This window comes from Muricoccus nepalensis (assembly GCF_006438825.1).
Taxonomy (GTDB): domain Bacteria; phylum Pseudomonadota; class Alphaproteobacteria; order Acetobacterales; family Acetobacteraceae; genus Roseomonas; species Roseomonas nepalensis.
In genome coordinates this window covers 1-26,214 of the sequence record NZ_RCZP01000013.1, presented here as the reverse complement: position 1 = coordinate 26,214, position 26,214 = coordinate 1, and the positions used below count along the sequence as shown (strand labels likewise).

Genomic DNA, 26,214 nt, shown 5'->3' with positions numbered 1-26,214 from the left:
GAAGTCTGCAGGGTAACGCCGTCAACGTTTTTATGTTTGCCGAGCAGCCTCCCGCGTTCATCCAGTTTTAATCCTTGCTGTTGAGCGCTGGTTTCGGCGTGTTGGTGTTGGCGAGTTGTTTGATGAGAACGTGAATTCGGCCGCGTGACTGAGCGTGCGGCCGATGATGATCCCGTTCGGATGCAGGTTACTGCTCCTCGATTTGCAAATCCTTGGTTCGGACGCGCCGGTACTCCCCGGATGACATCCGGTGCCGAGAGGACGGGTGGGGCCGCGGATCATACGTTGCGCGCAGACGAACCGCTGGGCCTGCTTGGCCCATCTGAAACGCTGCATCGGGCGCTCCCGCCGCAGTGTCGGTCGATCCAGATTTCCGGCCGGGCCACCCCTGCGGTGGTCCGGGCCCGTCCGAGCTGCGGCACCTGGTAGCGCAACGCTGCGGACGGTGCGGAGAAAGGCGGAAGCAGCGTTTCGACCCTTTTCAACGTGAGGTCTTGGATTCGAGCCTCATCGGGCGCAGCAGGCCGCGGCGAGCCCTTCCGGCATCCCGTCCAGGCGAATTCTTCGCGCGCCTGGCCAGGCCGTCAGGCAACGATTTCCTAACCCGGCTCGCGAAAACTGGCGCGCATGCCGACGCCCCCGACCGCCGAGACACGGAACCTTGCCCGGGTGGCCGCGCGGCTGTCGCCCTGGCACGTCGTCCTGGCGGCGCTGGGCGTCACCTGCTGCGTCGGTGCACTGGCCTTCTTCAGCATCGCGCAGATCCGCCACGACGCCTGGGAGGAGGCTCGGGTGGAGGGCCGCAACCTGGTCGGGCTTCTCAGCCGCGAGGTCGGACGCACGCTGCACAGCTTCGACCTCTCGCTCCGTGCCGCCGCCGAGAACGCCAGCCTCCCCGGCCTTGCCGAGGTGCCGCTCGAGATCCGCCAGGCCGCGGTGTTCGAGCGGGCGGCGACGTCGGCCGGGCCGGGCGCGATCCTCATCCTCGACGAAGCCGGCAACATCGCGCTCGACTCCCGGTCGGAGCCGCCGCGCATCGCCAACTTCTCGGACTGGGAGGCCTTCCGGGTGCACGGGGACGGGCTGGTCGACGGGCTGTTCGTCGGCGTTCCGACGCCCGCACAGCTGCGTGGCGGCTGGATCCTACCGATGAGCCGGGCCATCCGCGCCGCGGACGGGCGGTTCCAGGGGGTGGTGCTGGGCGGGATCGACCTTGCCGTGCTCCTGGAGGCCTTCGCGGGCATCCAGCTCGGCGCGAACGGGTCCAGCACGCTCCATCGCCGGGATGGCGCCACGATGCTGCGCATGCCCTTCGATCCCCGTGACATCGGCCGCAACGTCGCCGGCGGACGGGCCTTCCAGCGGTTCCTCGAGACCGAGAGCGGGGAATTCTCGGCGCAGTCCGCTCTCGACGGGGCCGAGCGCCTCTACATCTTCTCGCAGGTGAGCGGCCTGCCGCTCATCGTCAACGTGGCCCGCGGGACGTCGGATCTCGCGCGCGGCTGGCACCAGCGGGCGTGGCTGCCGGCGGCGGCCCTGGGCGCCGTGCTCGTGGCGCTCTCGTTCGCGACCTGGCTCCTCGTGCGCGAGCTGCGGCGGCGCGAGCGAGTCGAGGCGGCGCTCTCCGAGAGCGAGGCGAAGTTCCGCCTTCTTGCCGAGAACAGCTACGACATGGTCACGCGCATCGGCTCGGACGGGGTGCGGCGCTACGTCTCGCCCGCCTCGGTCCGGCTGCTCGGCCGGCGGCCGGAGGAACTCGTCGGCAAGCGCCCGCAGGAGATCGTCCACCCGGCCGACCTCGAGATCCTGAGCGCGGCCGTGGTTCCGCTGAGGCGGGGCGAGGTGGACGAGGCGACCATCGCCTACCGGGTGCTGCGAAGCGACGACCGCTGGGTCTGGCTGGAGTCCACGGTCAAGGTCGTCTTCGACCCGGTCTCGGGCGCGCGCGACGGGCTGGTGGCGATCACGCGCGACACGACCGAGCGCAAGGCGGTGGAGGAGAGGCTCACGCGGCTAGCCTCGATGGACGGCCTGACCGGAATCGCCAACCGACGCGCCTTCGACGAGGCGCTCCTCCACGAATGGCACCACGCCGCGCGCACGGGGTACCCCGTCTCGCTCCTCATGATCGACGTGGACCGCTTCAAGGCCCTCAACGACAGCCAGGGACACCTGAAGGGGGACGAGTGCCTGCGGGCGATCGCGGAGGCCCTCGGCGGCAGCGCCTGCCGCAGGGGCGACCTCGCCGCGCGCTACGGCGGGGAGGAGTTCGTGCTCCTCCTCCCCGATGCGGACGCGGCCGGCGCGGCCGCCGTCGCCGAACGGGTGCGGGCGGCGGTGGAGGGCCTGCGCATCCCGCACCCGGAGGGCGGCCTCGGCGGCGTGGTCACCGTCAGCGTCGGCGCCGCCACGACCTGGCCGAGCGCCGCCCTGCCGCCGGCGGTGGCGGACCTGGCCGGGGCGGCGGACGGGTGCCTCTACGAGGCTAAGCTCGCCGGAAGGAACCGGGTGGTTGGGACGGTGCTCGGCGACGCGCCGCCCGCGGCCAGGGATCCGGCGGCCAGGGCCCCGCGGCCCGTCGCCATCCGGCAGGCCGTGCCGGCCGGCGAGTGAGCCCCGGCCCGCGCCCCCAACCCCCGCTCTGGCGGGCGGGCCCTTGCGCTCAGGCGAGCCCGACCTCCTCCTGGCGCCGCTTGCCGAGCTCCTCGCCGTAGCGGCGGAGGACGTGGCTGGCCGTGAGCATGCCAAGCACCTTTCGGCTCTCCAGGCCGTCGATGACCGCCAGGGCCTCGGTCTCCGCGGCGTCGAAGGCGGCCATCGCCTCCTTCGCGTTCATGGAGGCGAGCAGCGCGACCTCCTTCTGGTGCAGCAGGGCGCCGATCGTCTCGGTCTCCGCGGGCGCGGCGTGGACCTCGGCGACGATCACCATGCCCGCGTAGCGGCCGGCGTCGTCGAGGACGACCACGCGGTCGGCGGCGCCCAGCGGGAAGTCGCGGCGGAAGGCGGCGGGGCGGGTGTCGGCTCGCACGGTGCGGAGGTCCCGCCGCATCATCCGTCCGACGGTCAGCTCCCGCAGCCAGCCGATGTCGTGGGCGGAGCGGATGCCCTCGCCGCGCAGGTGGAAGCGCCAGGTGGCGAAGGAGTAGCCGAAGAGGCGCCGCACGGTGATGCCGGTGACCGCCACCGCGGCCAGCACCGCGCCGGCCACCTGGAAGTTCCCGGTGGTCTCGAGCGCCATGAAGGTCATGGCGAGCGGGGCGCCGATCACGGCGGTCCCGAAGGCGCTCATCCCCACCACCGCCAGGAAGAGCGAGTCCACGAGCCCGAGGCCGAGCAGGCCGATCCCCGCCGCCATGACCTTGCCGAGCAGGGCGCCGAGGAGGAGGGAGGCGAAGAACAGGCCGCCGCGGAAGCCGGCGCCGAGCGAGATGGCCGAGGCGAGGGCCTTGAGGAGGAGGAGGATCAGCGCCGCCCGCGCCGATCCCTCCGTGTTGAAGGCGAGGTGCAGCGCCCCGTGCCCCGCGGAGAGCACGCCGGGCGCGAGCAGCGCGAGGCCGCCCACGACGAGCCCGCCCACCGCCGGGCGCAGCCAGGCCCGGCGGACGCCCCGCTTCAGCAGGGCCTCGATCAGGCCGACGCCGCGCATGAGCGCGATGGCCGCCAGCGCCGCGGCGAGCCCGAGCACGAGGGCCATGGCGTAGCCGTCCCAGTCCGGGGAGGCGACGCCGCCGGGCTGCACCGCGTAGGTCTGCCCGTGCGCGAGCCGCGCGACGAGGGTGGCCACCACCGCGCTCGTCACGACGGGCGCGAGGCTCGCGATGGTGTAGGTGCCGATCACGAGCTCGAAGGCGTAGAAGGCGCCGGTCAGCGGCGCGTCGAAGGCGGCGGCGATGGCCCCGGCGGCGCCGCAGCCCACCAGCACCCGCAGGTCGCCGCGCCGGAGGCCGAAGAGCATCCCGGCGCGGGAGGCGACGGCGCCGGCCACCTGGGTGTAGCCGGCCTCCAGCCCCACCGAGGCCCCGAACCCGTTCGAGACAAGGTTCTGCCCGGCGACGACCGCGCCGTCCTGCAGGGCCATCCGCCCGCCGTGCAGGGCGTTGGCCTCGATGGGGTCCACGGGCACGCGGGGGTGCCAGCGGGCGAGGCCGAGGTTGATGAGGCCGAGCAGGAGGCCGCCGGCGGCGGGCAGGAGCAGGACGAGCACGGGATCGACGTCCCGGATCGCGCTCAGCCCGTGCGTGACCTCCGGGCCGAAGAGCGCGACGTGCATCCCCTGCGCGATCGCGCTCATCCCCGAGGCGAGGGCGCCGCTCGCGGCCCCCACGACGACGGCCAGCACGACCAGCCCGGGCTCGGTGCCGCGGATCCAGGCGCGCAGGCTGCCCAGCCCTTGCGTGACGTGCTGGCGCCGGATCCTCACGGGGCGGACCCGAGCAGGCCGGCGATCCCCCGGGCCGCCGTCAGCGCCGCGACGAGGGCCAGGGCCGCGAGGGAGACGTTGCGGTGCGCCCCGCCCGCCCGCCGGAACAACGCGGCGCCGAAGCGCGATCCCGCGAGCATGATCGGCATCCCCGCCAGGGCCAGCAGCATCTCCCGCCGCCCGATGGCCCCGATCGCGACGAGGCTCGCGCAGGAGAGGCCGGCCGAGAGAAGGAAGAAGACCATCAAGGAGGAGCGGACCTGGGCCGGGGTCAGGGGAAGGGAGAGGTAATAGGCGAGCGCCGGCGGCCCCGGCATGGCCGCCATGCCGTTGAAGAGGCCGGCCAGGGCGCCGGCCGCGAGCGTCGCGCCGGGCCCGGGCAGGCGGCGAAGGCCGGGGGTGGCCACCAGCGCCAGCACCGCGACCGCGCAGGCGGCCGCGATCAGAAGCCGTGCGAGGTCCGCCGGCAGGCCCGCGAGGAGGAGGGTGCCCGGCGGCGAGGCGAGCACCGCGCCGGCCGCGAGCCAGCGCAGCGAGGGCCAGTGGCAGGCGCGGGCGGCGCCGCGGAAGTCCATCAGCCCGCCCAGGAACTGCAGGCAGGCGGCGAGGGCGACCGCGAGCAGCGGCGGCAGGGCGAAGCTCAGCAGGGGCACCGCGATGATTGCGAAGCCGAATCCGGTGAAGCCGCGGAACAGCGCCGAGAGGGCGATGACCAGCGCCACCGGGCCGAGGGCGGCGAGCGTCGGCATGTCCGCCGGGATCAGGCCCTCTGGCATCCTCTCTCGAACCCTCGCGCGTCCCGCCGGCCGGCTCCGGCCTTGCGGGGAGATGTTCCGCTACGCCGATCCATCCCTCCGGGGAAGGGCCCGCCCCCTTCCGGCGGCGGGCGGCGCGGGCTAAGGCGCCGGGGTGCCCGACCATCGCTCCCCTGCCGAACTGACCGTCGTCGTGCCCTGCTACAACGAGGCGGCGAACGTCGCGCCCATGGTGGCGCGGCTGGAGGCGGCGCTGCGCGGGATCGCCTGGGAGGTGGTCTTCGTCGACGACGACAGCCCGGACGGGACCATCGGCGAGGTCCGCGCCATCGCCGCGCGCGACCCCCGCGTGCGCGGGCTGCGCCGGATCGGGCGGCGGGGCCTGGCCTCGGCGGTGACCGAGGGCGTGCTCTCCTCCTCCGCCGCCTATGTCGCGGTGATCGACGGGGACCTGCAGCACGACGAGACGATTCTCCCGGCCATGCTGGAGGCCGTGCGGGGCGGCGCCGAGGTCGCGGTCGGCAGCCGACACGCCGAGGGGGGCGAGGCGGGCTCCGGCTTCTCGGCCGCCCGCGCCCGGGTGAGCGACGCCGGCACCTGGCTCGCCGCCCGGCTGCTGCCCACGCCCATCGGCGACCCCATGAGCGGCTACTTCCTCCTGCCCCGCGCCCTCTTCGAGGCGCTGGCGCCGCGCCTCTCGGCCCGCGGCTTCAAGATCCTGCTCGACCTCCTTCTCTCGGCGCGGCGGCCGATACGGGTGGCCGAGATCCCCTACCGCTTCCGCCCGCGCCAGGCTGGCGAGTCGAAGCTCGACGCCGCGGTGCTGCTCGAGTTCCTCGGCCTCCTGATGGACAAGGCGCTGGGCGGCTGGCTGCCCTGGCGCTTCGTCTCCTTCGCCGCGGTGGGCGCGATCGGCGTGGGGGTGCACCTGGCCGTGCTCGGCCTCGCCTCCCGCCTTCCCGGCGTGCAGTTCGAGGCGGCGCAGTGGACCGCGACCCTCGTCGCGATGACGGCGAACTTCCTCCTCAACAACCGCATCACCTACCGCGCCATGCGGCTGCGCGGGCCGCGCCTCGCGCGCGGGCTGCTGCTGTTCTACGCGGTCTGCTCGATCGGGGCGGCGGCCAACGTGGGCATCGCGGGGCTGCTGGTCCGGCAAGGGATCGCGGGCTGGGGGCTGGCGGGCGCGGCCGGCGCGCTGCTGACGGGCGTGTGGAACTACGCGGTCTCCTCCACCCTCGTCTGGCGCGGCCGGTGAGCGGGCGGGAGCCGGCCGCGACGCCCGCCGGCTGGTGGATCGCGCTGCTGGCGCTGACGGCCGCGCGGCTCGGGGCGGCGGCGCTGCTGCCGCTGTCGCCGGACGAGGCCTATTACTGGGTCTGGGGCCGGGACCTCCAGCCCGGCTACCTCGACCACCCGCCGATGGTCGCGCTCTGGATCGCGGCGGGCACGGCGCTGGCGGGGGACGGGCCGCTCGGCATCCGGCTGCTGGGGCCGCCCGCCCTCGCCCTCGCCTCGCTCGCCGTCGCGGGGGCGGGGAACGCGCTGTTTCCGGACCGGCGGCCGGGCACCTGGGCGGCGGCGCTGATGAACGCCATGCCCGTGACGAACGCGGGCGCCGTGCTGATGACGCCGGACACGCCGGTCTTCGTCTTCTGGTGCCTCGCCCTCTGGGCCGCGGCCCGGCTGCACGCCTCGGGTGACGGGCGGTGGTGGCTGGCGGTGGGCGGCTTCGCGGGGGCCGCGCTGGCCTCGAAGTACACGGCGGCCCTGCTCGGCGCGGGGCTCCTCCTCTGGCTGGTGGCCGAGCCCTCCGCCCGGCGCTGGTGGCGGGATTGGCGGCTCTACGCGGGCGGGCTGCTGGCCGGCGCGCTCTTCCTGCCGGTGGTCGCCTGGAACGCGGCGCATGGCTGGGCCTCCTTCGCCAAGCAGGGCGGGCGGGCCGGGGCGGGCGAGGACTTCGCGTGGCGCTTCCTGGGCGAGCTGCTGGCGGGGCAGCTCGGCCTGGCCTCGCCCGTGCTCCTCGCTCTCTGCGCAGTCGGCGTGGGGGCCGCGGCCGTCGCTTGGGCGCGGCGCGGGGCGGGCGGGGCGGGGCTGCTCGCGGCGCTGACGCTGCCGGCCGCCGCCCTGTTCCTCTGGCAGGCGACGGGCAGCCGGGTGCAGGGCAACTGGCCGGCCATCCTCTACCCCGCGGCCTCCGTCGCGGCCGCCGCCTTCACGGCGCGGCGCTGGCAGCGGATCGGGGCCTGGCTCGGGCTCGGGCTGACGGTGCTGGCGCTGGTGCAGGCCGCCGCCGCCCCGCTGCCGCTCCGCCGCGGGACCGACCCGACCCTCGCGCGGCTCGGCGGCTGGCCGGGCCTCGCGCGGGAGGCCGAGGCGGCGCGGCGGGCCGCGGGCGCCGCCTTCCTGGCGGCCGAGGAGTACGGGCTGGCGGCGCAGCTGGCCCTGCACCTGCCGCCGGGGGTGCCGGTGGTCGCGATCGGGGACCGCTGGGCGCTGTTCGGCCTCCCCGCCCCGCCGGCGGGCGAGGCCGGGATCCTGCTGCGGAGCCTTCGACGTGGGGAGGGGCCCTCCCTCTGGTCCGGGGCGGCGCCGGGGGGCGAGGTCGTCCGCGCGCGGGACGGGATCGAGGCCGAGCGCTACCGCCTCCTCCGGGTCGAGACGCCGCCCCCGGGTCAGCCGGCGGCGCTGCTGCCCCGGCCGCGCTGAGGCGGCGGTTCCACGCCGTGCCGCGCCCTGGCAAGGTCGGGGAAAGCGGCGCCGGACGGAGTCGCCGCGGAGGAGGATGCCCATGCAACGCCGCGCGCTGCTCGCCGCCGGTCTTCTCGCGCCCGCGCTGCCGGCCGCGGCGCAGGGGGGATGGGCGCCGGACCGTCCGGTCACCCTCGTCGTGCCCTTCCTCGCCGGCGGCTCCACGGACATTGCGGGGCGGGTGGTCGCGGACCGGATGGGGCCGCGCCTTGGCCCGGCCGGGCGGGTGATCGTGGAGAACCGGGCCGGGGCCGGGGGCGCCATCGGCAGCGAGTGGGTGCGCCAGCGGCCGGCGGACGGGGCGACGATCCTCCTCGGCTCCGCCTCCTCCCACGGCACCAATCCCGCCGCGCTGCCCTCGCAGACGCCCTACGACCCCGTGGCCGACTTCACGCCGATCGCGATGCTCGGCGGCGGGCCGCTGGTCGTGGTGGTGCCGCAGGCCTCGCCCTTCCGCACGGTGGCCGAGCTTGTGGCGGGGATCCGGGCGCGGCCGGGGGCGCTCTCCTGGGCGACCTCGGGCGTCGGCGGGGTGGGGCACCTGACGGGGGAGTACCTGAAGATCTCGGTCGGCGGGCTGGAGGCGGAGCACGTGCCCTATCGCGGCGGCTCGGCGGTCATGGAGGCGCTGGCGAAGGGGGAGGTGGCCTATTCCTTCGAGGTGCTCGCCTCCACCGCGCCGCACCTGCGGGACCGGCTCTCGCGCGGGCTGGCGGTGACCTCGCGCGAGCGGCACCCGCTCTTCCCGGAGATCCCCACCCTCGCCGAGACCGTCGCGCCCGGCTTCGAGGTCACCACTTGGAACGTGCTGCTCGGCCCGCGCGGCCTGCCCGCGCCGGTTCTCGCGGCGCTGAGCGCGGCGGCGGGCGGGGCGCTGGCGGAGCCGGCGGTGCGCGACAAGCTGGCCGCGGCCGGGGTGGACCCCGCGCCCCCGAGCACGCCCGAGGAGACGCGCGCCTTCCTGGTGGCGGAGCTGGCGAAGTTCCGGGACATCGTCCGGCGCGCGGGCCTGCGGCTGGGCGGCTGAAACGCTTCGCGACGTTCACGCCGGGCGGACCGGCCTTGAACAGCGCCCCCAAGACCCGAGTTCATGGACACCTGGGTTCATCGCCCCCCGTGTTCCGGGCAACCGAACGGAGACGACCATGCTGATCCGCATCCGCCGCGGCTGGGAACTGCCGGAAAGCGCCGCCACCCCCGAGGCGGTGGTGATGGGGCGACGGGGCGCGCTCGGCGCCGGGATCGCGGCGGGGGCGGCGGCGCTGGCGCTGCCCGGGCTGGCCTCCCCGGCCCTCGCCCAGGCCGTGGCACCGGCGATGCGCAACCCGCGCTACCAGCCGGGCCGCGAGATCACGCCCGAGGCGGACGTGGCGAGCTACAACAACTATTACGAGTTCGGCACCTCCAAGAGCGTGGCCTCCGCCGCCGCGCGGCTGAAGGTCAGCCCCTGGTCCGTGAAGTTCGATGGGCTGGTGGAGCGGCCGCGGGAGCTCGGCCTCGAGGACCTGCTGAAGCAGGTGCGGCAGGAGGAGCGCGTGCTGCGCCACCGCTGCGTCGAGGCCTGGGCGATGACGGTGCCCTGGACGGGCTTCCCGATGTCCGAGCTCGTGCGGCTGGCGGCGCCGCGGCCCGAGGCGAAGTTCGTGGTCTTCGAGACGGCGACCCAGCGCGACACCATGCCGGGCCTGCGCCAGGCCTGGTACCCCTGGCCCTACAGCGATGGCTGCTCGGTCGCCGAGGCGCGCAACGAGCTCGCCTTCATCGCGACGGGCATGTACGGCAAGCCGCTGCCGCCGCAGAACGGCGCGCCGATCCGGGCGCTGTTCCCCTGGAAGTACGGGTTCAAGGCGCCGAAGTCGATCGTGCGGGTCACCTTCCAGGCCGAGCAGCCCGTAGGCTACTGGGAGAAGCTGCAGGCCAGCGAGTACGGCTTCTGGGCGAACGTGAACCCGGAGGTGGCCCATCCCCGCTGGAGCCAGGCGAGCGAGCGGCTGCTCGGCTCGAACGAGCGGGTGCCGACGCGGATCTACAACGGCTACGGCGAGTTCGTGGCGCCGCTCTACGCGGGGATGCAGAACCAGCGCATCTGGTACTGAGGCGCGGGTCTAGGCCCCGCCCAGGCGCCGCCTCGCGCTCGCGATGACCCGGACGGCCTCCTCCCAGAGGCCGAGGCCGGGCAGTTCGGCGGGCGCGAAGAAGCGGGCCTCGCTCGCGTCGTCGCCGGCGCGCGGCTCGCCCGAGAGCCAGCGACCGGCGTAGTCGACGATGGTGTAGTGGAAGCGGACCGCGCCGGCCTCGTCCCGGTGCAGGACGTCCACGCAGGCGACGAGCTCGAGCGGGCCGACCTCGATCCCCGCCTCCTCCCGCAGCTCGCGGCGGGCGGCCGCCTCGGCGGTCTCGCCGAGGTGCTGGGCGCCGCCGGGCACCGACCATTCCCCCGCCCGGGGCGGCCGGCTCCGGCGAACGAGCAGCACCTCCTCCCCCCGGAAGGCGAGGCAGCCGATGCCGACCCAGGGCCGGTCGGGGTATTCCCGCGCGCTCAACCCTCGCGCTTCCGGAGGGTCTCAAGGCTCGGAGCGAAGGCGGGCAGCTTCCAGGCGCCGACCTGGTAGGCCCAGCCGCGCCAGCGGGCGTTCAGCCGCGCCGCCTCGTCGTCCCCGGCGGCCGCGAGAGTCAGCCAGACCTCGCCGTCCGCCTGCCGAAGCCGGGCGGTAATCGCGAGGTTGTCGGTCAGGGTGAAGCGGCCCTCGCCGGCGGGCTCGCCGGGCGCCTCGGCCTCCGGGCGGACGTCGAGCAGGGTCAGGCCCTCCATCGCGCGGCCGACCTCGTCGAGGGAGACCTCGTCGATCGGCGGCGCGCCGGCCGGGGAGACGAGCGCGAGGCGGCCGTCCGGGCCCTCGCCGCGGCGGAGCTCCACGGCCTGGCCGTCGCGCCGCCCGACCACCGCGCGGACGCGTTCCTCCGGCAGGTTGGCGACCTCGCGGTCGAGCCAGAGCCGGGGATCGGCGTCGACGGGAAGGCGGCCCTCGGCGAGGTAGGACTGGCTCTCGCCGGGGCGGCGGACATAGGCGCTCTCGGCCGCGCTGCCGGGGGCCGCGGCCTGGGTGCGCGTGCGGCGGCGGCCGACGACCAGCTCCGCGAGCGGCGCGCCCGCGCCGTCCAGCACGCGGAGGAGGAGCGCGGTCGAGTTCGGGCCGGGCTCGTCGAGGCCAAGGCGGGAGAGGGCCTCCGGATCGGCGGTGCGGCGCTCAGCGAGGCGAAGCTCCGTGAGCGCGACGAGCAGTTCGCGGACGCGCTCGCCGCGGGCGGGATAGCCGCCCTTCTGGGCGATGAGCCAGGCCTCGCCCGCGCCGCGCTCGAGCGTCAGCGACGCCGCGCCCTGGCGGACCTCGAGGCGGCGCGCGGCGGGGAGCCGGGCGGCGAGGGCCGGGAAGGCGAGGGGCGCGTCCGACGGCGAGGGCGCGGCCTCGTCGCCGGGGAGGAGGAGGGCGGCCGCGACGGCGGCGCCGGCCGCGCCGCCGAGGAGGGCGAGGTGGCGTCGGTTGAGCGGCATGGCGCCTAGCCCCGCGCCGCCGCGCGCCGCCGGCCGCGGAGCACCGCGAGGCCGATGGCGAAGACCGTGATCAGGGCCGGGACGAGGGCGATATTGATCACCCGCAGCCAGGTTTCGAGGTTCTCGATGCCCTGGCGGAGGCCCCGCTGCACGCCCCGCAGCTCCTGGCGGGTGCGGACGATCTCGGCGCGGGCGGCGTCGATCTCGGCGCGCTGCTCGGGGGTGATGACGGTCTGGGCGCCGCCGCCCGGGCCCTGGCGCAGCTCGCGCAGGCGCCGCTCCGTGGCCTGCAGGCGCTCGGTCAGGCCGCGCTCGGTCTGGCGGTAGCGGGCGTCGGCCTCCGCCCGCATGGCGTCCACCCGGGTGAAGGGGCGCAGGCTCTCGCCGCGCGAGCGAAGCGAGATGAGGTTGTCGCCGCCCGCCAGCGTGTCCACGAGGTTGGTGACGAGGGAACCGTTGTCGCTCGTGGGCGTCGCGACCTGCTGGCCGAAGAAGTCCTGCGTGCGGACCCAGAAGCGGTCCTCCAGGATGTCCGCGTCGTTGGCGACGACGAGGTTCACGGGCCCCTCCGAGATGGCGCGGTGCGCCGGGAGGTCGGCGGCGCGCGCGGTGCCCTCGGGCAGGGCGGGCGGCCCCTCGGGGAAGGCGGTGGCGAGGGTGCCGCGCAGGCGCGCGAGGAGGACGTGGCGGCCGCCGTCGGGGCGGAACTCCGTCAACAGGCGGGTCGGGTCGGGCTCGCGCACGCGGGCGACGTCGACGAGGGCGGACTGGGCGGAGGAGGTGACGAGGGGCGTGAGCTCGATCGCCGTGCCCTCCCGCTTCCGGACCACGCCGGCGCTGGCGAAGGTGACCTGGGAGAGCTCGCCGGTCGCGACGTCGGCCCGGCTGAGGCTGTCGCCCTGGGCGCTGAACCAGGCGAGGTAGTCCACGGCGCCCGCGCGGTCGCTCTGACCGGCCCGCACGCGCCAGGCGCCGCGCTGGTCGACCACGACCTTGTCCGAGGGCGCCTCGATCCCCCAGGCCGCGAAAAGGCGGTCGAGGCTGGAGGCGGTGTTCGGCCGCGCGCCGGCCGCCGGGCGGACGGCCTGGCTCTCGCTGTGCGGGTCGGTCAGGGCGAGCAGCCGCCCGCCGCGGAGCACGAACTGGTCGATGGCGTAGAGCGCCGCCTCCGGCAGGTCCTGGGCGTGGGCGACCATCAGCACCTGGACGTCGGCCGGGATGGCCTGGGTATCGGCGGCGATGTCCTTCACGGTGAAGAACTGGCGGAGCTGCGTGATGATCTGGAAGGGCTGCCCGCCGCCCGGCGCGCGCATCATCACGCGGGGGTCGCCGTTCAGCGGCAGGGAGGACAGGACGCCGAGCACCGGGCGCGCGGGGTTCGACAGCTCGTAAACGAGGCGCGTGATGTCGTACTCGAGGAAGCGCTCGCGGTCGGGCTGGAGGAAGGCGATGCTGCGCTCGTCGTCGAGGAGGTTCGTGCCCGCAACGCCGAAATAGACCTGCTCCCCCGCGTTATCGAGCGGCACGCCCTGCAGGCCGAGGGCGAGGGCGCGGTCCTCGGTCTCGGAGAAGGGCTCGGGGTCGAGGACCTCGAGGCGGATCTTGCCGTTCGAGAGAAGGGCGTATTCCCGCAGCATCTCCCGCACGCGGTCGGCGTAGGCGCCGAAGAGGGGCGCGGCCGCGCCGAGGCGGCGGGAGTAGAAGAGGCGGAGCGTGACGGGGTCGCGGAGGTTGCCGACGACCGAGCGCGTGCCGTCCGAGAGGGTGTAGAGGCGCTGTTCCGTCAGGTCGATGCGGGCGCGCGCGAGGAAGCGGTCGGCGAGGAGGTTGACGCCGACGGCCAGGGCGACGGCCGCGAGGAGCGCGCCGAGGGAGATCCAGGCGCCGCGGGCGCGCGGCTTGGGCGGGGTGGTGTCGCTCACGGTCAGTCGGCCTTGCGGAGATCGACGGCGATGGCGTTGGCGAAGAGCCAGACGCCGATGAAGCTGGCGAAGAAGATCACGTCGCGCAGCGAGACGACGCCGCGGGAGAAGCCGGCGAGGCGGTCGGTGACGGAGAGGCCGCGGGCGACCTCGGCGAGGACCGGCGTGTTGCGGCTGAGGAACTCGGTGACGACGGGCGAGCCGGCGGCGGCGAAGAGGAAGCAGACGGCGACGGCGAGCACGAAGGCGATCACTTGGTTCTTCGTCAGCGCCGAGATGGCGGCGCCGATCGCGAGGTAGGCGCCGGCGACCATGAGGCAGCCGAGATAGCCCGCCGCGATGACGCCGTTGTCGGGATCGCCGAGCAGGTTGACCGTGACGACGAGCGGGAAGGTCAGCGCGAGCGCGATGGCGCAGAAGGCCCAGGCCGCGAGGAACTTGCCGAGCACCGCCTGCCACTGCGCGATGGGCAGGGTCAGCAGCAGCTCGATCGTGCCGAGCCGTCGCTCCTCGGCCCAGAGGCGCATGGTGATGGCGGGGACGAGGAAGAGGAAGAGCCAGGGCACGAAGGAGAAGAAGGGCTGCAGGTCGGCCGTGGAGCGGGCGAAGAAGCCGCCGAGGGTGAAGGTCAGCGCCCCCGACATGACGAGGAAAATGACGATGAAGACGTAGGCGACGGGGGTGGCGAAGTAGGAGCCGAGCTCCCGCCGCGCGACGGTGAGGGTGCCGCCCATCACGCGGCCTCCCCGGCCGGGCCCCGCGTCAGGTCGCGGAAGACGGCGTCGAGGTCGCGCCCGCGGGAGGCGAGCTCGTAGGGGGTGGCGTCGGCCACCACGCGCCCGCGGGCGATGACGATGGCGCGCGTGCAGACGGCGCCGACCTCTTCGAGGATATGGGTGGAGATGATCATCGCCTTGCTCGGCGCCATGCGCGCGATGAGGTTGCGGACCTCGTGCTTCTGGTTGGGGTCGAGGCCGTCGGTCGGCTCGTCCAGCACCAGCACGGGCGGGTCGTGCAGCAGGCTCTGGGCCAGGCCGACGCGGCGCTTGAAGCCTTTTGAGAGCGTCTCGATGGGCTGGAGGCGGACCTCCTCCAGGCTGGTGGAGCGCATGGCGTCGTGGACGCGGTCGGCGGCCTCGGTGCCGCGGTAGCCGCGGGCGCGGGCGGTGAAGGCGAGGAAGCCCTGCACGGTCATCTCGGGATAGGTGGGCGCGCCCTCCGGCAGGAAGCCGAGGTGGCGCTTGGCGGCGACCGGCCGGTCCACCACGTCCTCGCCCATGATGCGGGCGGTGCCGGCGGTGGGCGTCACGAAGCCGGCCAGCATCTTCATCGTGGTGGACTTGCCGGCGCCGTTGGGGCCGAGGAAGCCGAGGACCTCGCCGGCGCGGACGGTGAAGGAGATGGCGTCCACGGCGGTGAAGGCGCCGAAGCGCTTGGTGAGGCGGTCGATCTCGATAGGCGCGGCGTCCACGTCGGCTCCCCCAGAGGGCGGGGGGCCGGGCGCCCCCGCGGCGCCGGGTTACGGCGGGGCGAGGGGGCGCGCAAGAGGTCGTGAGCGGCCGTTACCGAGCTTTACCCGGCGGCCAGCGGCTTCAGGGTCTGGTCGTGGCCGAAGAGGTCGAGCAGCGCGCGGGCGGCGCGGCCCCGCGGCGTCGCCACGAGGTCCGGATCCTTCTGGAGAAGGATCTCCGCGTCCTGGTGGGCGACGCGGACAAGGGGGCCGTGGCGCTGCGGGTCGGCGATGCGGCGGCCGATCTGGCCGGCCTGGCGGGTGCCGAGCGCGTCGCCGCCGCCGCGGAAGTCGAGGTCCGCGTCGGCGATGACGAAGCCGTCCTCGGTGTCGCGGATGACGGCGAGGCGGCGCTTCTCGCCCTCCATGAGCTCGGAAGAGGGGAGGAGGAGGCAGAAGGACTGCGCGCTGCCCCGCCCGACGCGGCCGCGGAGCTGGTGGAGCGCGGAGAGGCCGAAGCGCTCGGCCTGCTCGATGATCATGATGGTCGCCTCCGGCACGTCCACGCCGACCTCGACGACCGTGGTGGCCACGAGGAGCTGCGCCCGGCCGGCCGCGAAGTCGCCCAGCGCGGCCTCGCGCACGTCGAGGCTCTGCGCGCCGTGGGCGAGGCGGACGGTCTCGCCGAAGACCTCCTTGAGCTGGGCGAAGGTGGTCTCGGCGGCGGCGTTGTCGTGGGCCTCGCCCTCCTCGATGGCGCGGACGACCCAGTAGGCGCGGTTGCCCGTGGCGAAGGCGCGGCGGAGGGCGGCCAGCACCTCGTCCCGCCGGTCGCGGCTGACGATGCGGGTCACGATGGGCTTGCGCCCGGCCGGGCGCCCCTCCAGCCGGGAGGTCGCCATCTCCCCCCATTGCGTGAGGAGGAGGGTGCGGGGGATGGGGGTCGCGGTCATCACCAGCACGTCCGTCTCGGTGCCCTTCTCCGTCAGCATCAGCCGCTGGGCGACGCCGAAGCGGTGCTGCTCGTCCACGACGACGAGGGCGAGGTCGCGGAACTGCACGCCTTCCTGGAAAAGGGCGTGGGTGCCCACCACGAGGGGGAGCGAACCGTCCGCGAGTCGCCGGAGGACGCGGTTGCGCTCCTTGCCCTTCACGCTGCCGGCCAGCAGCGCGCACTCGACCCCGGCGGCGCCGGCCAGGCGCTGGAAGGTGCGGAGGTGCTGGCGGGCGAGCATTTCCGTCGGCGCCATGAGGGCGGCCTGGGCGCCCGCCTCCACCGCGCGGAGCATGGCGAGCAGCGCCACCAGCGTCTTGCCGCTGCCGACGTCGCCCTGGAGCAGGCGGAGCATCCGGCGGGGCGCGGCGAGGTCGGCGTCGATCTCGGCCAAGGCGCCGGCCTGGGCGGGGGTGGGCTCGTGGCCGAAGGCGGCGAGGGCGGCCTCGCGCAGCGCGCCGTCGCCTCGGAGCGACCGGCCCGGGCGTTCCAGCACGGCGCGGCGGACGAGGCCGATAGCGAGTTGGCCGGCGAGGAGCTCGTCATAGGCCAGCCGGTCCGTCGCCTCGCGGACAGGAAGGGCGGAGGGGGCCTGAAGGGCGTGCAAGGCCTCTGCGAAGCCCGGCCAACGGCGGCGGCGGAGATGGGTGGGGTCCTGCCATTCCCCCGTGGCAGGCAGGCAAGCGAGGGCGGCCGTCATGGCCCTCTGCACGTCGCCCCAAGCAAGACTTCTCACCAGCGGCCAGATCGGCTGCACGTCTGGGATCGGCAGTGGTGGGTTGGCGAACTCAGGAGCGTCCATCTGCCAGCGGTACCCGTACTTCCGCACACGGCCGGATACAACGACAGAGTGTCCAGGACGAAATAATTCGCAAAGCTGCGGAATGAGTCGTTTCTTCTTTGTTAGATACTCCCCTTTGATACCGAAGTACACGAGATCCAAAGGAACGTCGGTGCTGATCCCGCGTACTATGATTGGTTGCCCCGCTTGACGCGGACTTTTCACTTCCTCGACCAGCAGGGGGACGGTCGCGATGTCGCCATCGGCCGCATCAGCCAGGCGGGTAACGCGCTTGCGGTCCACGTAGCGCTCGGGGAGGTGGAAGAGGAGGTCCAGCACCCGCGGCCCCGCGGCGTCGGCGAGCTGGCGCGCCTTTCCGGCGGCCTCGGGGAGGCTCTCGAGCGGGGCGAGGAGGGGGAGGAGGTGTTCGGGATGGTCTGGCATGATCTGGCGCGGGGGTTATATGGCACCGCACGAACGAATGCCGAACGGGCCATGCAATGAGTGACGAAGCGAACGAACTCTCCCCGCGCCGCCGGCGTTTGCTGTTCCGGGCGGCCCATCGCGGCACCAAGGAGACAGACCTGCTGGTGGGGGGCTTCGTGTCGGACCGGATCGAATCCTTCTCGGAGCAGGAGCTGGACGAGATTGAGGAGATCCTGGAGTTGCCGGATGTCGACCTCACCGACTGGCTCTCCGGGCGCCGGCCCGTGCCGGCGGAGCTGCAATCCCCGATGCTGACCCGGCTGATGGACGCGAGCGCGCTTCCGGGCGCCGGCATTCCCGCGTCGATGCGGAAATCCTGAATGGCGGCGACCAAGACCCGCGGACTCGAAGTCTACGGCGCGCCGGAGGGGTATGACGGCCTCCTCGTCGCCCGGCGGCGGGCGGAGGAGGCGGGGGGCGTCCTGCACGTGTGCCGGGACGACGCCCGGATGCAGCGCATGGCCGACGCCCTGGCCTTCCTCGCGCCCGAGTCGGAGGTGCTGAGCTTCCCGGCCTGGGACTGCCTCCCCTACGACCGCGTCTCGCCGAATCCGGAGATCGTGGCCGAGCGGGTGGCGACGCTGACGCGGCTCATGGAGCCCGGCAAGCGCCCGCGGATCGTGCTGACCACGGTGAACGCCCTCGTCCAGAAGGTGCCGCCGCGGGCGGTCTTCGCGGGGGCCACGATGCGGCTGGCGAAGGGCGGGCGGACCGACCCGGACAAGCTGATCGCCTTCCTGGAAGCCAACGGCTACGGGCGCGCGGGCACGGTGATGGAGCCCGGCGAGTATGCGGTGCGCGGCGGCATCATCGACCTCTACCCGGCCGGCGAGCCCGACCCGGTGCGGCTCGACCTCTTCGGCGACGAGATCGAGAGCATCCGGCACTTCGACCCCGGCACCCAGCGCAGCGCCGAGGCGATCGACGAGCTCTGGCTGCGGCCGATGGGGGAGGTCTTCCTCGACCCCGATTCGATCACGCGCTTCCGCTCGGGCTACCGCGACCTCTTCGGGCCGGCGGCCGGCGACGACCCCCTCTACGTCAGCGTCTCCGCGGGGCAGCGGCACCCGGGGATGGAGCACTGGGCGGGGCTCTTCCACGAGACGATGGAGACGCTGCTCGACTACCTCGGCGCGGCCTCGGTCAGCCTCGACCATCAGGCGGAGGCCTCGCTCGAGGCGCGGCTGGAGATGATCGAGGACCACTACGAGGCCCGGCGCCTGCCGCCGCGCGAGGGCGAGGTGCCCTACCGCCCGGCGCCGCCCGGCCGCCTCTACCTCGACCGCCGCGGCTGGAACCGGATGCTCTCGGGCGGCGTGCTGCTGCGCTTCACGCCCTTCGGCAAGCCGGAGGACGGCGAGGGGATCGACGCTGGCGGCCGCCAGGGGCGCGTCTTCACCGAGGTGCGCCAGGCCGGCGGCAACGTCTTCGACGCCTTCCACGACCACGCCCGCGCCATGGCGGGGCAGGGGCGGCGGGCCATCCTAGCGGGTTGGACGCGGGGCTCCCGCGACCGGCTGGCGAACCTGCTGCGCGAGCACCGCGTGCCGACCCAGCCGGTGGAGAACTGGGCCGCGACCCAGGCCCTGCCGCCGGGCGTGGTCGGCCTCGCGGTCTGGGGGCTGGAGCGCGGCTTCATCGGCGCCCCCGGCGCGGACGGCGAGCCCGGCATCTCCGTCACCGGCGAGCAGGACCTGCTGGGCGACCGCATCGCGCGCCCGCCGCGCCGCCGCAAGCGCGCCGACCAGTTCATCGCGGACGCGACCGAGATCGAGCAGGGCGACCTCGTCGTCCACGCCGACCACGGGATCGGGCGCTACGACGGGCTGCAGACGCTCGACGCCGGCGGCGCGCCGCATGACTGCCTGCGGCTGCTCTACGACGGCGGCGACAAGCTGTTCCTGCCCGTCGAGAACATCGAGGTCCTGACCCGCTTCGGCAGCGACTCCGCCGGCGTCGCGCTCGACAAGCTCGGCGGCGCCTCCTGGCAGAACCGGAAGGCGAAGGCGAAGTCGCGCATCCAGGACATGGCGGCGCAGCTCATCCGCACGGCGGCGGAGCGGCAGACGAAGGAAGGGGTGACGGCCACCCCGCCCGAGGGCGCCTGGGACGAGTTCTGCGCCCGCTTCCCCTTCGCCGAGACCGACGACCAGCTCCGCGCCATCTCGGACGTGCTGGAGGACCTCTCGGCGGGCAAGCCGATGGACCGCCTCATCTGCGGCGACGTCGGCTTCGGCAAGACCGAGGTCGCACTCCGCGCCGCCTTCGTCGTGGCCATGACTGGCGCGCAGGTGGCGGTGGTGGTGCCGACCACGCTGCTGTCCCGCCAGCATTTCCGCACCTTCTCCGCCCGCTTCGAGGGGCTGCCCGTGAAGGTCGCGCAGCTCTCCCGCATGGTGACGGCGAAGGAGATGGCGGTGGTGAAGGAGGGGCTGCGCGACGGCTCCATCAACATCGTCGTCGGCACCCACGCCGTGCTCGCCAAGGGCGTGGAGTTCGCCGACCTCGGCCTCGTCATCGTCGACGAGGAGCAGCACTTCGGCGTGGCGCACAAGGAGCGGCTGAAGGCGCTGAAGGCCGACGTCCACGTGCTGACGCTGACCGCGACGCCGATCCCGCGCACGCTCCAGCTCGCGCTTTCCGGCGTGCGGGAGATGAGCGTGATCGCGACGCCGCCGGTGGACCGGCTGGCCGTGCGCACCTTCATCATGCCCTGGGACAGCGTCGTGATCCGCGAAGCCGTGCAGCGCGAGCGCTTCCGCGGCGGGCAGGTCTTCTGCGTGGTGCCGCGGCTGGAGGACCTGCCGAAGGTCGCGACGCGCCTTGCCGAGATCGTGCCGGAGGTGCGCATCGCCCAGGCCCACGGGCGCCTCACGCCGACCGAGCTCGAGCGGGTGATGACCGAGTTCGGCGACCAGAAGTACGACGTGCTGCTCTCGACCAACATCGTGGAGAGCGGGCTCGACATGCCCGCGGTGAACACGCTGATCATCCACCGCGCCGACATGTTCGGGCTGGCCGGGCTCTACCAGCTGCGTGGGCGGGTGGGGCGCGGGAAGCAGCGGGGCTACGCCTACCTCACCTGGCCGCAGTCGCACCGGCTCTCCGCCGCGGCGTCCAAGCGGCTGGAGGTGATGCAGACGCTGGACAACCTCGGCGCGGGCTTCACCCTGGCCTCCCACGACCTCGACATCCGCGGCGCCGGCAACCTGCTCGGCGACGAGCAGTCCGGCCATGTGCGGGAGGTCGGCATCGAGCTCTACCAGCAGATGCTGGAGGACGCGGTGCAGGACATCCGCAACCGCCAGCGGGGCAAGGGCGCGAAGGGGGAGGCGCCGGACCGGGACTGGACGCCGAACATCAACCTCGGCCTGCCCGTGCTCATCCCCGAGAACTACGTCCGCGACCTGCCGGTCCGCCTCGGCCTCTACCGCCGCATCGGGTCGCTGGGCAGCGAGGCGGAGATGGAGGCGATGGCCGCGGAGCTGGCGGACCGCTTCGGGCCCATCCCGGAGGAGGTCGAGAACCTTCTCCAGGTCGTCTCGATCAAGCGCATGTGCCGCGAGGCCGGGGTGGAGAAGCTGGACGCGGGGCCGAAGGGCGTCGTGCTCTCCTTCCGCCGCAACCAGTTCGCCAATCCCGGCGGGCTCGTCGCCTGGGTCGCGACCCAGAAGGGCGGCGTGAAGCTCCGGCCCGACCACAAGCTGGCGGTGGTGCGGGAGATGGAGCTGGCGCAGCGGGTGAGGGTCGCGCGGGAGATCCTGCAGGCCCTGCTGCGGGTCGCGACCCAGGCGAAGGCGGCCTAGGCGGGGCGCGCGCCGCCCGGCCGGGCCGCGATCTCGCGGAGGAGCTTCGCCCGGAGCGCGCGGGCGAAGTCGGCGCGGGCCTCGGCGGTCATGACGAAGGCGCCGTCGCCGGCGATGACCGTCTCCTCGTAGGTGCGGGTCAGGCCGGGGCGGCCGCCCTCGATGGCCAGCGCGTTCACGGTGATGCCCTGGGCGGCGGCCGCGCGGCGCGCCTCCTCGACGGGGCGGAGGCTCCGCATGTCCGGGGCGTCGCCGGAAAGGTCGATGACGCGCTCGGCCGCGGGCCAGGGGGCGGCGGCGATGAGGGCGGCGGCGTGGTCCACGGCGTCGCCGATCGCGTTCCAGGACTGGGGGGAGCGGGGCGCGCCGATGACCGCGCGGGCGAAGGCCTGGGCGGAAGGCCTGCCGGCCACCCGGTGCCACTCCACCACCGTCGCGGCGCCGCCGGGCGAGCCCCATTCCACCAGGGCCACGCCGATGGAGGCGCGGCGGCCCGAGCCGATGGCGGAGACGACGCTGGGGTGGGTGACTGCCTCGGCGCAGCCCTCGCGCTGGAGGCGGAACTCGTCCTCGTCGATGCTGCCGGAGGCGTCGATCGCGAGGACGAGGAGGAGGTCCACCTCGGCGAAGGCCGGGGCGGGCTGCGCCAAGGCGGCGCCGGAGGGGAGGAGGAGCAGCGCGGCGCGGCGCCCCGCGCCCCTCGTCACACGCCCTCCGTCAGCGCGACGTCGAGCAGGCGCTGCAGCACCTCGGGCTCCTGCGCGCCGGCGATGGCGTGCCGCCCGGCGATGACGAAGCAGGGCACGCCGTTGATGCCCAGGCGATGGGCGCGGAGGTTCTCGGACTGCACGGCCTCCGCCTCCTGCTCGCCGGCGAGGAAGCGGCGGGTGGCCGCGCGCTCGAGGCCGGAATCGGCGGCGATGCCGGCCAGGGTCGCGTGGTCGGAGATGTCGGCGCCCTCCGCGAAATGGGCGACGAAGAGGCGGTCCACCACCTCCTCCGCCGCGCCGCGCCGGGCGGCCAGGCGCACCAAGCGGTGCGCGTCGACCGAGGGCGGGGTGTGGTGGATCAGGTCGAAGCGGAAGGGCACGCCCTCGGCCCGGCCCATCTCGGTCAGCGTCGCGTGCAGGCGGCGAGCGCGGTCGGCGTTGGCGGGGCGCCGGGCGAAGGGCTCGCGGGCCGGCGGCTGCTCGGGGTTGAGGAGGAAGGGCCGCCAGAGAAGCTCGGCCACGAGCTCGGGCCGCGCGCGCAGGGCGCGGCGCAGGCGTCGCGTGCCGATAAAGCACCAGGGGCAGACGAGGTCGAAGACGACCTCGATCGGCAGCCGGGTGCGAAGGGGAGAAAGGGCGTTCACGCCGCAGGATAACGCCGCGCGGGCGCTTCCGGCCAGGGTGGTTCGGGGGCTCCCCCGCCCGCGCGCCGCGGATTGTTATGCGGGCCCCTGGGCCTAGCGCGAGGCCGTGACGCCCACCTGCCGGCATAGGTCGAGGAGGGGGCAGGCGGAGCAGCGCGGCCGCTCGCCCGTGCAGACGATCTTGCCGAAGGGGACGAGCCGCTCGTTGATCTCGATCCAGTAGCGGCGGGGAAGCACCGCCTCGAGGGCGGCCATGCTCCGCTCGGGGGTGGAGGCGGCGATGATGCCCCAGCGGTTGGCGATGCGGTGGACGTGGATGTCGACCGCGATGGCCTCCCGCCCGAAGGCGACGCCGAGGGTGAGGGCCGCGATCTTCGGCCCGACGCCGCGGAAGGCGGTCAGCCCTTCCATCGTGCCCGGCACCTCGCCGCCGTGCTCCTCCAGGATGCGGCGGGAGAGGGCGAGGATGTCGCGGGCCTTCGGCTCCGGGAAGGTGGCGCCGTCGAGGAGCCGCGCGAGGCAGGGCTCGTCGAGCGCCGCCATCGCGGCGGGCGTGCGGGCCTCGGCGAAGAGGCGGAGGCAGACGGGGGTCGTGACCTCGTCGCGCGTCCGGGCGGAGATGAGGCTCGCGACGAGCTGCTCGAAGGGCGAGCCGTGCCCGCGGTCCCGGAGCTCGAACATGGCGGCCTTGGGGTGCCCCACGAGCGCGGCGCGGAGGCGGCGGAAGGCCTCGTCGTAGTCGAAGGGCCGCTTGGGCGACGCGGCCGGGCGGGGGGAGGGGGCGGCGGTCGCGGAGGGGCTGGGCATCGCGGGAGAACGCCGGGGCGGCGCGTCGGCTGCCCGCCCGGTCGCCCGCGGGGCCCTGAGACGAGGACCTGAGGCGGGGCGCTGGAACGGGGCCGGGCGCGGCCCAATCTGTTGCCGGCGCGTGCCGGGGGTGCGAAGGCGTCCCGGTGCAGGGCGCCTCCTGTCCGGGCTTGGACGATGACGACGATGGACGGGACGATGGATCGGCAGGACGAGGGCTCGGCACGCGGCGCGGAGGAGGCGATCGAGGCCACCGGTCTGGCGGTGCCGCCGGGCGAGAGGCCGGCGCTGCTGCGGGTGCTGGGCCGGTACCCCACGCTGCACGGGCAGGTCGTCCGCGAGGCGCTCTGCGAGGTGCGGCGGCGCGGCTGGGCGGCGCGGATCCTGGAGACGACGAAGGAGGCCGGGCGGCTCTGGGTGACCCCGGCCGACGCGCGGGCGGCCGCGGCGGCGGTGGAGGACCCCGAGGCGGGCGAGGGCGAGCTTCTCGCCGCCGCCGACCGGGTCGTCTCGGCGCGCCTGCGGGACGCGGGGACGGGCCCCGAGGCGACCCTTGCCGCGGTGGTCGCGGACCTGTCCGACAGCGGGCGCCTGCTGCGGACGGAGCGGCTGGGCGAGCTGGCCCGGCTGATCGGCGCGGCGCAGGGGCTCGACCGCGAGGCGGCGGAGCGCCTGCGGACCACCTCGGTGCGCGCCGAGGAGCAGCGCCGGCGGGAGGTGAGCGAGGCCGGTCGCCTGGCGCGCGAGCGTCGCCGCGAGGAGGTGCGCCGGCTCCGCGAGTGGGAGCGCGGGCTGGTCGAGGCCGAGGACCTGCCGGGCCTGCTCGGCTGCTCGCCGAAGGAGGGGCAGCGCTGGGTGAGCGCGGGTCTCGTGCCCGTCGCCCGGCGGATCGCCTCGGGGCGCGGCGGCAAGGGGGAGCGGCGGCAGTTCGACCCGGAGGTGGTGGCCTCGCTGCGGGCGGAGGTGCCGGCCTGGCGCAGTGCGGAGCAGGAGGCGCCGCCTGGCGACCGGCGCGGGGAGGGGGCCTCGCGCGGGCGCGGGCCGGCGGCGGGTCCAGCGCATCCGGCCGTGCATGGCGGGCGGGCGGCGAACGCGGCGGTCGCGCGCGTCGCGGCGCTGGACCGCTACGCCGGCCACTTCGCGACGGCGCGGGCGCTGGAGCGGCGGATCACGCTGGTCACCGGCCCCACGAACAGCGGCAAGAGCCACACGGCGCTCGACCGGCTGGCGAAGGCGGAGAGCGGGCTGGCGCTGGCGCCGCTGCGGCTGCTCGCCCACGAGTTCCGGGAGGCGCTGGCCGACCGCGGGGTGGCCGCCTCCCTGACCACGGGGGAGGAGCGCATCCGCGTGCCCGGAAGCCGTCACCTGGCCGCCACGGTGGAGATGTGCCCGCTGCACGAGCCCGTGGACGTCGCGATCGTCGACGAGGCGCAGATGCTGCAGGACCCGGACCGCGGGGCGGCCTGGACGGCGGCCATCATGGGGGCGCCGGCGCGCGAGGTCTTCGTCCTCGGCTCGCCCGAGGCCGTGCCGATGGTCCGGCGGATCGCGGCGCTCTGCGGCGACCCCGTCGAGGAGGTCTCGCTGGCCCGGAAGTCGCCGCTGGTGGCCGCGCGGCAGACGGTGGAGCTGAGCGAACTGGGGCCGGGCGACGCGCTCGTCGCCTTCTCCCGGCGGGACGTCCTGCAGTTCCGGGAGGAGCTGATGCGCCGCGGGCGTCGGGTGGCGGTGGTCTACGGCGCGCTGAGCCCGGAGGTCCGGCTCGCCGAGGCCGCCCGCTTCCGTCGGGGGGACGCCGAGGTGCTGGTGGCGACGGACGCGATCGGGATGGGGCTGAACCTGCCGATCCGGCGCGTGGTGTTCTCGAGCCTCCGGAAGTTCGACGGGCAGCAGTCGCGCGACCTCCTCTCCCAGGAGGTCAAGCAGATCGGTGGGCGGGCCGGGCGCTTCGGCAAGCACGAGGAGGGGGTGGTGGCCGTGCTCGCCGGGGCCGGGGACCCGTCCTTCGTGCGCCGGCTGCTAAACGCCCCGCCCGCGCCGCCGGCGGAGACGCGGCCCCAGGTGCAACCCGACGCCGACATCATCGCGGCGGTGGCCGAGGAGATCGGCTCGGACAGCCTTTTCGGCGTGCTCGCGCGGATCAAGCGGGCCGTGCTGCGGAAGGACGACCCGAACTACCGGCTGGCGGACCTGACCCAGGCCCTGGCCGTGGCCGCGGCGGTCGACGGGGTGCCGGGGCTGTCGCTCCTGGACCGCTGGACCTACGCCATGTGCCCGATCAACGAGCGGGACAGCGGGGTCCCGCGGCTCACGCGCTGGGCGGTCGATCACGGATCGGGCCGGCCGGTCAGCCCCCCGGCCGCGGGACACCTTCCCAATCCCCAGCGGGCCGGCGGTGCCGTGCTGGAAACGGCGGAGAAGGTGTACAAGCGCCTGGTGGCCTGGCGATGGCTCGCCCTTCGCTTCCCCGAGGCCTACCGCGAGACCGAGGCGGCCGAGGCGGAGACGGACCGCCTGGACGGCTGGATCGAGGAGGTGCTGCGCTTCCAGCGGCGCGGGAAAGCCGCGCACGCGGCGTGATCCGGGCGGCCAGCCGGGGTGGCGAGGGAAGTTTCGCGGGCAGCGCGATTTTTGGGGTTGATCGCGCCGCCCGACGGGATTAGATAGCTCTCACCGGACGGCGAGGTTATCCAGCCCTCCGGTGCTTCCGAAGAGGATGCCGAGCGAGGCGCGATGAGCGTCTGTTCGGCATTTATTCGCCGGTTCTGCTCTCTCCCAGCTTGATGTTCTGGCGCCTTTTCGGCGATGGGATGTCGTTTGCTGCTAGGGCTGAACCTTGTTCCTTCAAAATTGCATCGGTCTTTTGGAAGTATGGATGGCTTTTTAGCTGATCCGGTTGTCGCCTTGGCGATGACGGTGGGTTGGCGATGGGGTCATCGGGAGTGGTGAGCGGAGCCTTGATCGAGCGTTGTGTTGGTTATGGGGCGGCCTTTGGGTTGCTCTGTGATTGGCATGATGAACTTGAGAGTTTGATCCTGGCTCAGAGCGAACGCTGGCGGCATGCTTAACACATGCAAGTCGCACGGGCGGTTTTCGGATCGTCAGTGGCGGACGGGTGAGTAACGCGTAGGAACA

20 protein-coding genes and 1 rRNA gene are annotated in these 26,214 nt (G+C 74.3%); 10 read left to right on the top strand and 11 right to left on the bottom strand.

Annotated elements, in window-relative coordinates:
• The first annotated feature begins 627 nt into the window (after positions 1-627).
• Complete coding sequence (locus tag EAH89_RS14585) at positions 628-2,613, top strand: diguanylate cyclase domain-containing protein (protein ID WP_140884391.1); 1,986 nt, start codon at positions 628-630, stop codon at positions 2,611-2,613.
• Positions 2,614-2,662: 49 nt separating this feature from the next.
• Here the strand turns inward: EAH89_RS14585 and EAH89_RS14580 are convergent, their stop codons facing one another.
• Together EAH89_RS14580 and EAH89_RS14575 are read right to left on the bottom strand one after the other, a co-directional pair.
• A complete protein-coding gene (locus EAH89_RS14580) occupies positions 2,663-4,420 on the bottom strand; it encodes a chloride channel protein (RefSeq protein ID WP_140884388.1) in 1,758 nt (585 codons plus the stop codon).
• On the bottom strand, positions 4,417-5,196 hold the full coding sequence (locus EAH89_RS14575) for a TSUP family transporter (RefSeq protein ID WP_140884385.1): 780 nt from the start codon (positions 5,194-5,196) through the stop codon (positions 4,417-4,419). The genes EAH89_RS14580 and EAH89_RS14575 overlap by 4 nt, the downstream gene beginning before the upstream one ends.
• Before the next feature lie 133 nt (positions 5,197-5,329).
• Here EAH89_RS14575 and EAH89_RS14570 point away from each other — a divergent pair, with 133 nt between their 5' ends.
• From EAH89_RS14570 to msrP, 4 genes are all read left to right on the top strand, one after another.
• Positions 5,330-6,433 carry a glycosyltransferase gene (locus EAH89_RS14570; protein WP_140884382.1) on the top strand — a complete coding sequence of 368 codons (1,104 nt, stop codon included), beginning with the start codon at positions 5,330-5,332 and terminating at the stop codon, positions 6,431-6,433.
• On the top strand, positions 6,430-7,884 hold the full coding sequence (locus EAH89_RS14565) for a glycosyltransferase family 39 protein (protein WP_140884379.1): 1,455 nt from the start codon (positions 6,430-6,432) through the stop codon (positions 7,882-7,884). The genes EAH89_RS14570 and EAH89_RS14565 overlap by 4 nt, the downstream gene beginning before the upstream one ends.
• Before the next feature lie 82 nt (positions 7,885-7,966).
• Positions 7,967-8,953 carry a Bug family tripartite tricarboxylate transporter substrate binding protein gene (locus EAH89_RS14560; protein WP_161993599.1) on the top strand — a complete coding sequence of 329 codons (987 nt, stop codon included), beginning with the start codon at positions 7,967-7,969 and terminating at the stop codon, positions 8,951-8,953.
• A 118-nt stretch (positions 8,954-9,071) separates the two neighbouring features.
• Complete coding sequence (gene msrP / locus EAH89_RS14555; RefSeq protein ID WP_140884374.1) at positions 9,072-10,022, top strand: protein-methionine-sulfoxide reductase catalytic subunit MsrP; 951 nt, start codon at positions 9,072-9,074, stop codon at positions 10,020-10,022.
• A gap of 9 nt (positions 10,023-10,031) precedes the next feature.
• Here msrP and EAH89_RS14550 read toward each other — a convergent pair whose 3' ends face one another.
• From EAH89_RS14550 to EAH89_RS14525, 6 genes are all read right to left on the bottom strand, one after another.
• Positions 10,032-10,469 (bottom strand): NUDIX hydrolase, encoded by a 438-nt coding sequence (locus EAH89_RS14550; RefSeq protein WP_140884371.1) that lies wholly within the window; start codon positions 10,467-10,469, stop codon positions 10,032-10,034.
• Complete coding sequence (locus tag EAH89_RS14545) at positions 10,466-11,479, bottom strand: DUF4340 domain-containing protein (protein WP_140884369.1); 1,014 nt, start codon at positions 11,477-11,479, stop codon at positions 10,466-10,468. Before EAH89_RS14545 ends, EAH89_RS14550 begins: the two co-directional genes overlap by 4 nt.
• A gap of 5 nt (positions 11,480-11,484) precedes the next feature.
• On the bottom strand, positions 11,485-13,401 hold the full coding sequence (locus EAH89_RS14540; protein ID WP_241667029.1) for a GldG family protein: 1,917 nt from the start codon (positions 13,399-13,401) through the stop codon (positions 11,485-11,487).
• Positions 13,402-13,403: 2 nt separating this feature from the next.
• Entirely contained in the window at positions 13,404-14,135 is a 732-nt protein-coding gene (locus EAH89_RS14535) for an ABC transporter permease (protein ID WP_140884367.1), read from the bottom strand.
• The gene (locus tag EAH89_RS14530) at positions 14,135-14,872 is read right to left on the bottom strand and encodes an ABC transporter ATP-binding protein (protein ID WP_140884365.1); all 738 of its coding nucleotides are present in this window, start codon (positions 14,870-14,872) and stop codon (positions 14,135-14,137) included. Before EAH89_RS14530 ends, EAH89_RS14535 begins: the two co-directional genes overlap by 1 nt.
• A gap of 101 nt (positions 14,873-14,973) precedes the next feature.
• Positions 14,974-16,647, bottom strand: a complete 1,674-nt coding sequence (locus EAH89_RS14525) for an ATP-dependent DNA helicase RecG (RefSeq protein ID WP_241667028.1) — start codon at positions 16,645-16,647, stop codon at positions 14,974-14,976.
• A 186-nt stretch (positions 16,648-16,833) separates the two neighbouring features.
• Here EAH89_RS14525 and EAH89_RS32615 point away from each other — a divergent pair, with 186 nt between their 5' ends.
• Genes EAH89_RS32615 through mfd form a run of 3 tightly spaced genes read left to right on the top strand, consistent with a single transcriptional unit; the run spans position 16,834 to position 20,918 of the window.
• The gene (locus EAH89_RS32615; RefSeq protein ID WP_241667027.1) at positions 16,834-17,130 is read left to right on the top strand and encodes a hypothetical protein; all 297 of its coding nucleotides are present in this window, start codon (positions 16,834-16,836) and stop codon (positions 17,128-17,130) included.
• Positions 17,127-17,432: an FAD assembly factor SdhE gene (locus EAH89_RS14520; protein WP_140884360.1), complete on the top strand. Its 306-nt coding sequence runs from the start codon at positions 17,127-17,129 to the stop codon at positions 17,430-17,432. The genes EAH89_RS32615 and EAH89_RS14520 overlap by 4 nt, the downstream gene beginning before the upstream one ends.
• Positions 17,433-20,918 carry a transcription-repair coupling factor gene (gene mfd / locus EAH89_RS14515; protein WP_140884358.1) on the top strand — a complete coding sequence of 1,162 codons (3,486 nt, stop codon included), beginning with the start codon at positions 17,433-17,435 and terminating at the stop codon, positions 20,916-20,918.
• On the opposite strand, the gene EAH89_RS14510 is transcribed toward mfd, so the two are convergent.
• From EAH89_RS14510 to EAH89_RS14500, 3 genes are all read right to left on the bottom strand, one after another.
• On the bottom strand, positions 20,915-21,625 hold the full coding sequence (locus EAH89_RS14510; protein ID WP_241667026.1) for a DUF1194 domain-containing protein: 711 nt from the start codon (positions 21,623-21,625) through the stop codon (positions 20,915-20,917). The genes mfd and EAH89_RS14510 overlap by 4 nt on opposite strands.
• On the bottom strand, positions 21,622-22,272 hold the full coding sequence (locus tag EAH89_RS14505; RefSeq protein ID WP_140884356.1) for a DsbA family oxidoreductase: 651 nt from the start codon (positions 22,270-22,272) through the stop codon (positions 21,622-21,624). The genes EAH89_RS14510 and EAH89_RS14505 overlap by 4 nt, the downstream gene beginning before the upstream one ends.
• 93 nt (positions 22,273-22,365) lie before the next feature.
• Positions 22,366-23,079, bottom strand: a complete 714-nt coding sequence (locus EAH89_RS14500; protein ID WP_140884353.1) for an endonuclease III domain-containing protein — start codon at positions 23,077-23,079, stop codon at positions 22,366-22,368.
• A gap of 177 nt (positions 23,080-23,256) precedes the next feature.
• Between EAH89_RS14500 and EAH89_RS14495 the strand changes: the two genes are divergently transcribed.
• Together EAH89_RS14495 and EAH89_RS14490 are read left to right on the top strand one after the other, a co-directional pair.
• Positions 23,257-25,659, top strand: coding sequence for a helicase-related protein (locus EAH89_RS14495; RefSeq protein ID WP_241667025.1), 2,403 nt, complete (start codon positions 23,257-23,259; stop codon positions 25,657-25,659).
• 437 nt (positions 25,660-26,096) lie between these two features.
• A 16S ribosomal RNA gene (locus tag EAH89_RS14490) occupies positions 26,097-26,214 on the top strand; the annotation flags it as partial.

What these genes read in the sequence shown, in the direction of transcription:
- EAH89_RS14585 (WP_140884391.1), top strand. Translation starts at nt 628, where the DNA reads ATGCCGACGCCCCCGACCGCCGAGACACGGAACCTTGCCCGGGTGGCC.
- EAH89_RS14575 (WP_140884385.1), bottom strand. Translation starts at nt 5,196, where the DNA reads ATGCCAGAGGGCCTGATCCCGGCGGACATGCCGACGCTCGCCGCCCTC.
- EAH89_RS14560 (WP_161993599.1), top strand. Translation starts at nt 7,967, where the DNA reads ATGCAACGCCGCGCGCTGCTCGCCGCCGGTCTTCTCGCGCCCGCGCTG.
- msrP (WP_140884374.1), top strand. Translation starts at nt 9,072, where the DNA reads ATGCTGATCCGCATCCGCCGCGGCTGGGAACTGCCGGAAAGCGCCGCC.
- EAH89_RS14545 (WP_140884369.1), bottom strand. Translation starts at nt 11,479, where the DNA reads ATGCCGCTCAACCGACGCCACCTCGCCCTCCTCGGCGGCGCGGCCGGC.
- EAH89_RS14535 (WP_140884367.1), bottom strand. Translation starts at nt 14,135, where the DNA reads ATGGGCGGCACCCTCACCGTCGCGCGGCGGGAGCTCGGCTCCTACTTC.
- EAH89_RS14525 (WP_241667028.1), bottom strand. Translation starts at nt 16,647, where the DNA reads ATGGACGCTCCTGAGTTCGCCAACCCACCACTGCCGATCCCAGACGTG.
- EAH89_RS14520 (WP_140884360.1), top strand. Translation starts at nt 17,127, where the DNA reads ATGAGTGACGAAGCGAACGAACTCTCCCCGCGCCGCCGGCGTTTGCTG.
- mfd (WP_140884358.1), top strand. Translation starts at nt 17,433, where the DNA reads ATGGCGGCGACCAAGACCCGCGGACTCGAAGTCTACGGCGCGCCGGAG.
- EAH89_RS14500 (WP_140884353.1), bottom strand. Translation starts at nt 23,079, where the DNA reads ATGCCCAGCCCCTCCGCGACCGCCGCCCCCTCCCCCCGCCCGGCCGCG.
- EAH89_RS14495 (WP_241667025.1), top strand. Translation starts at nt 23,257, where the DNA reads ATGACGACGATGGACGGGACGATGGATCGGCAGGACGAGGGCTCGGCA.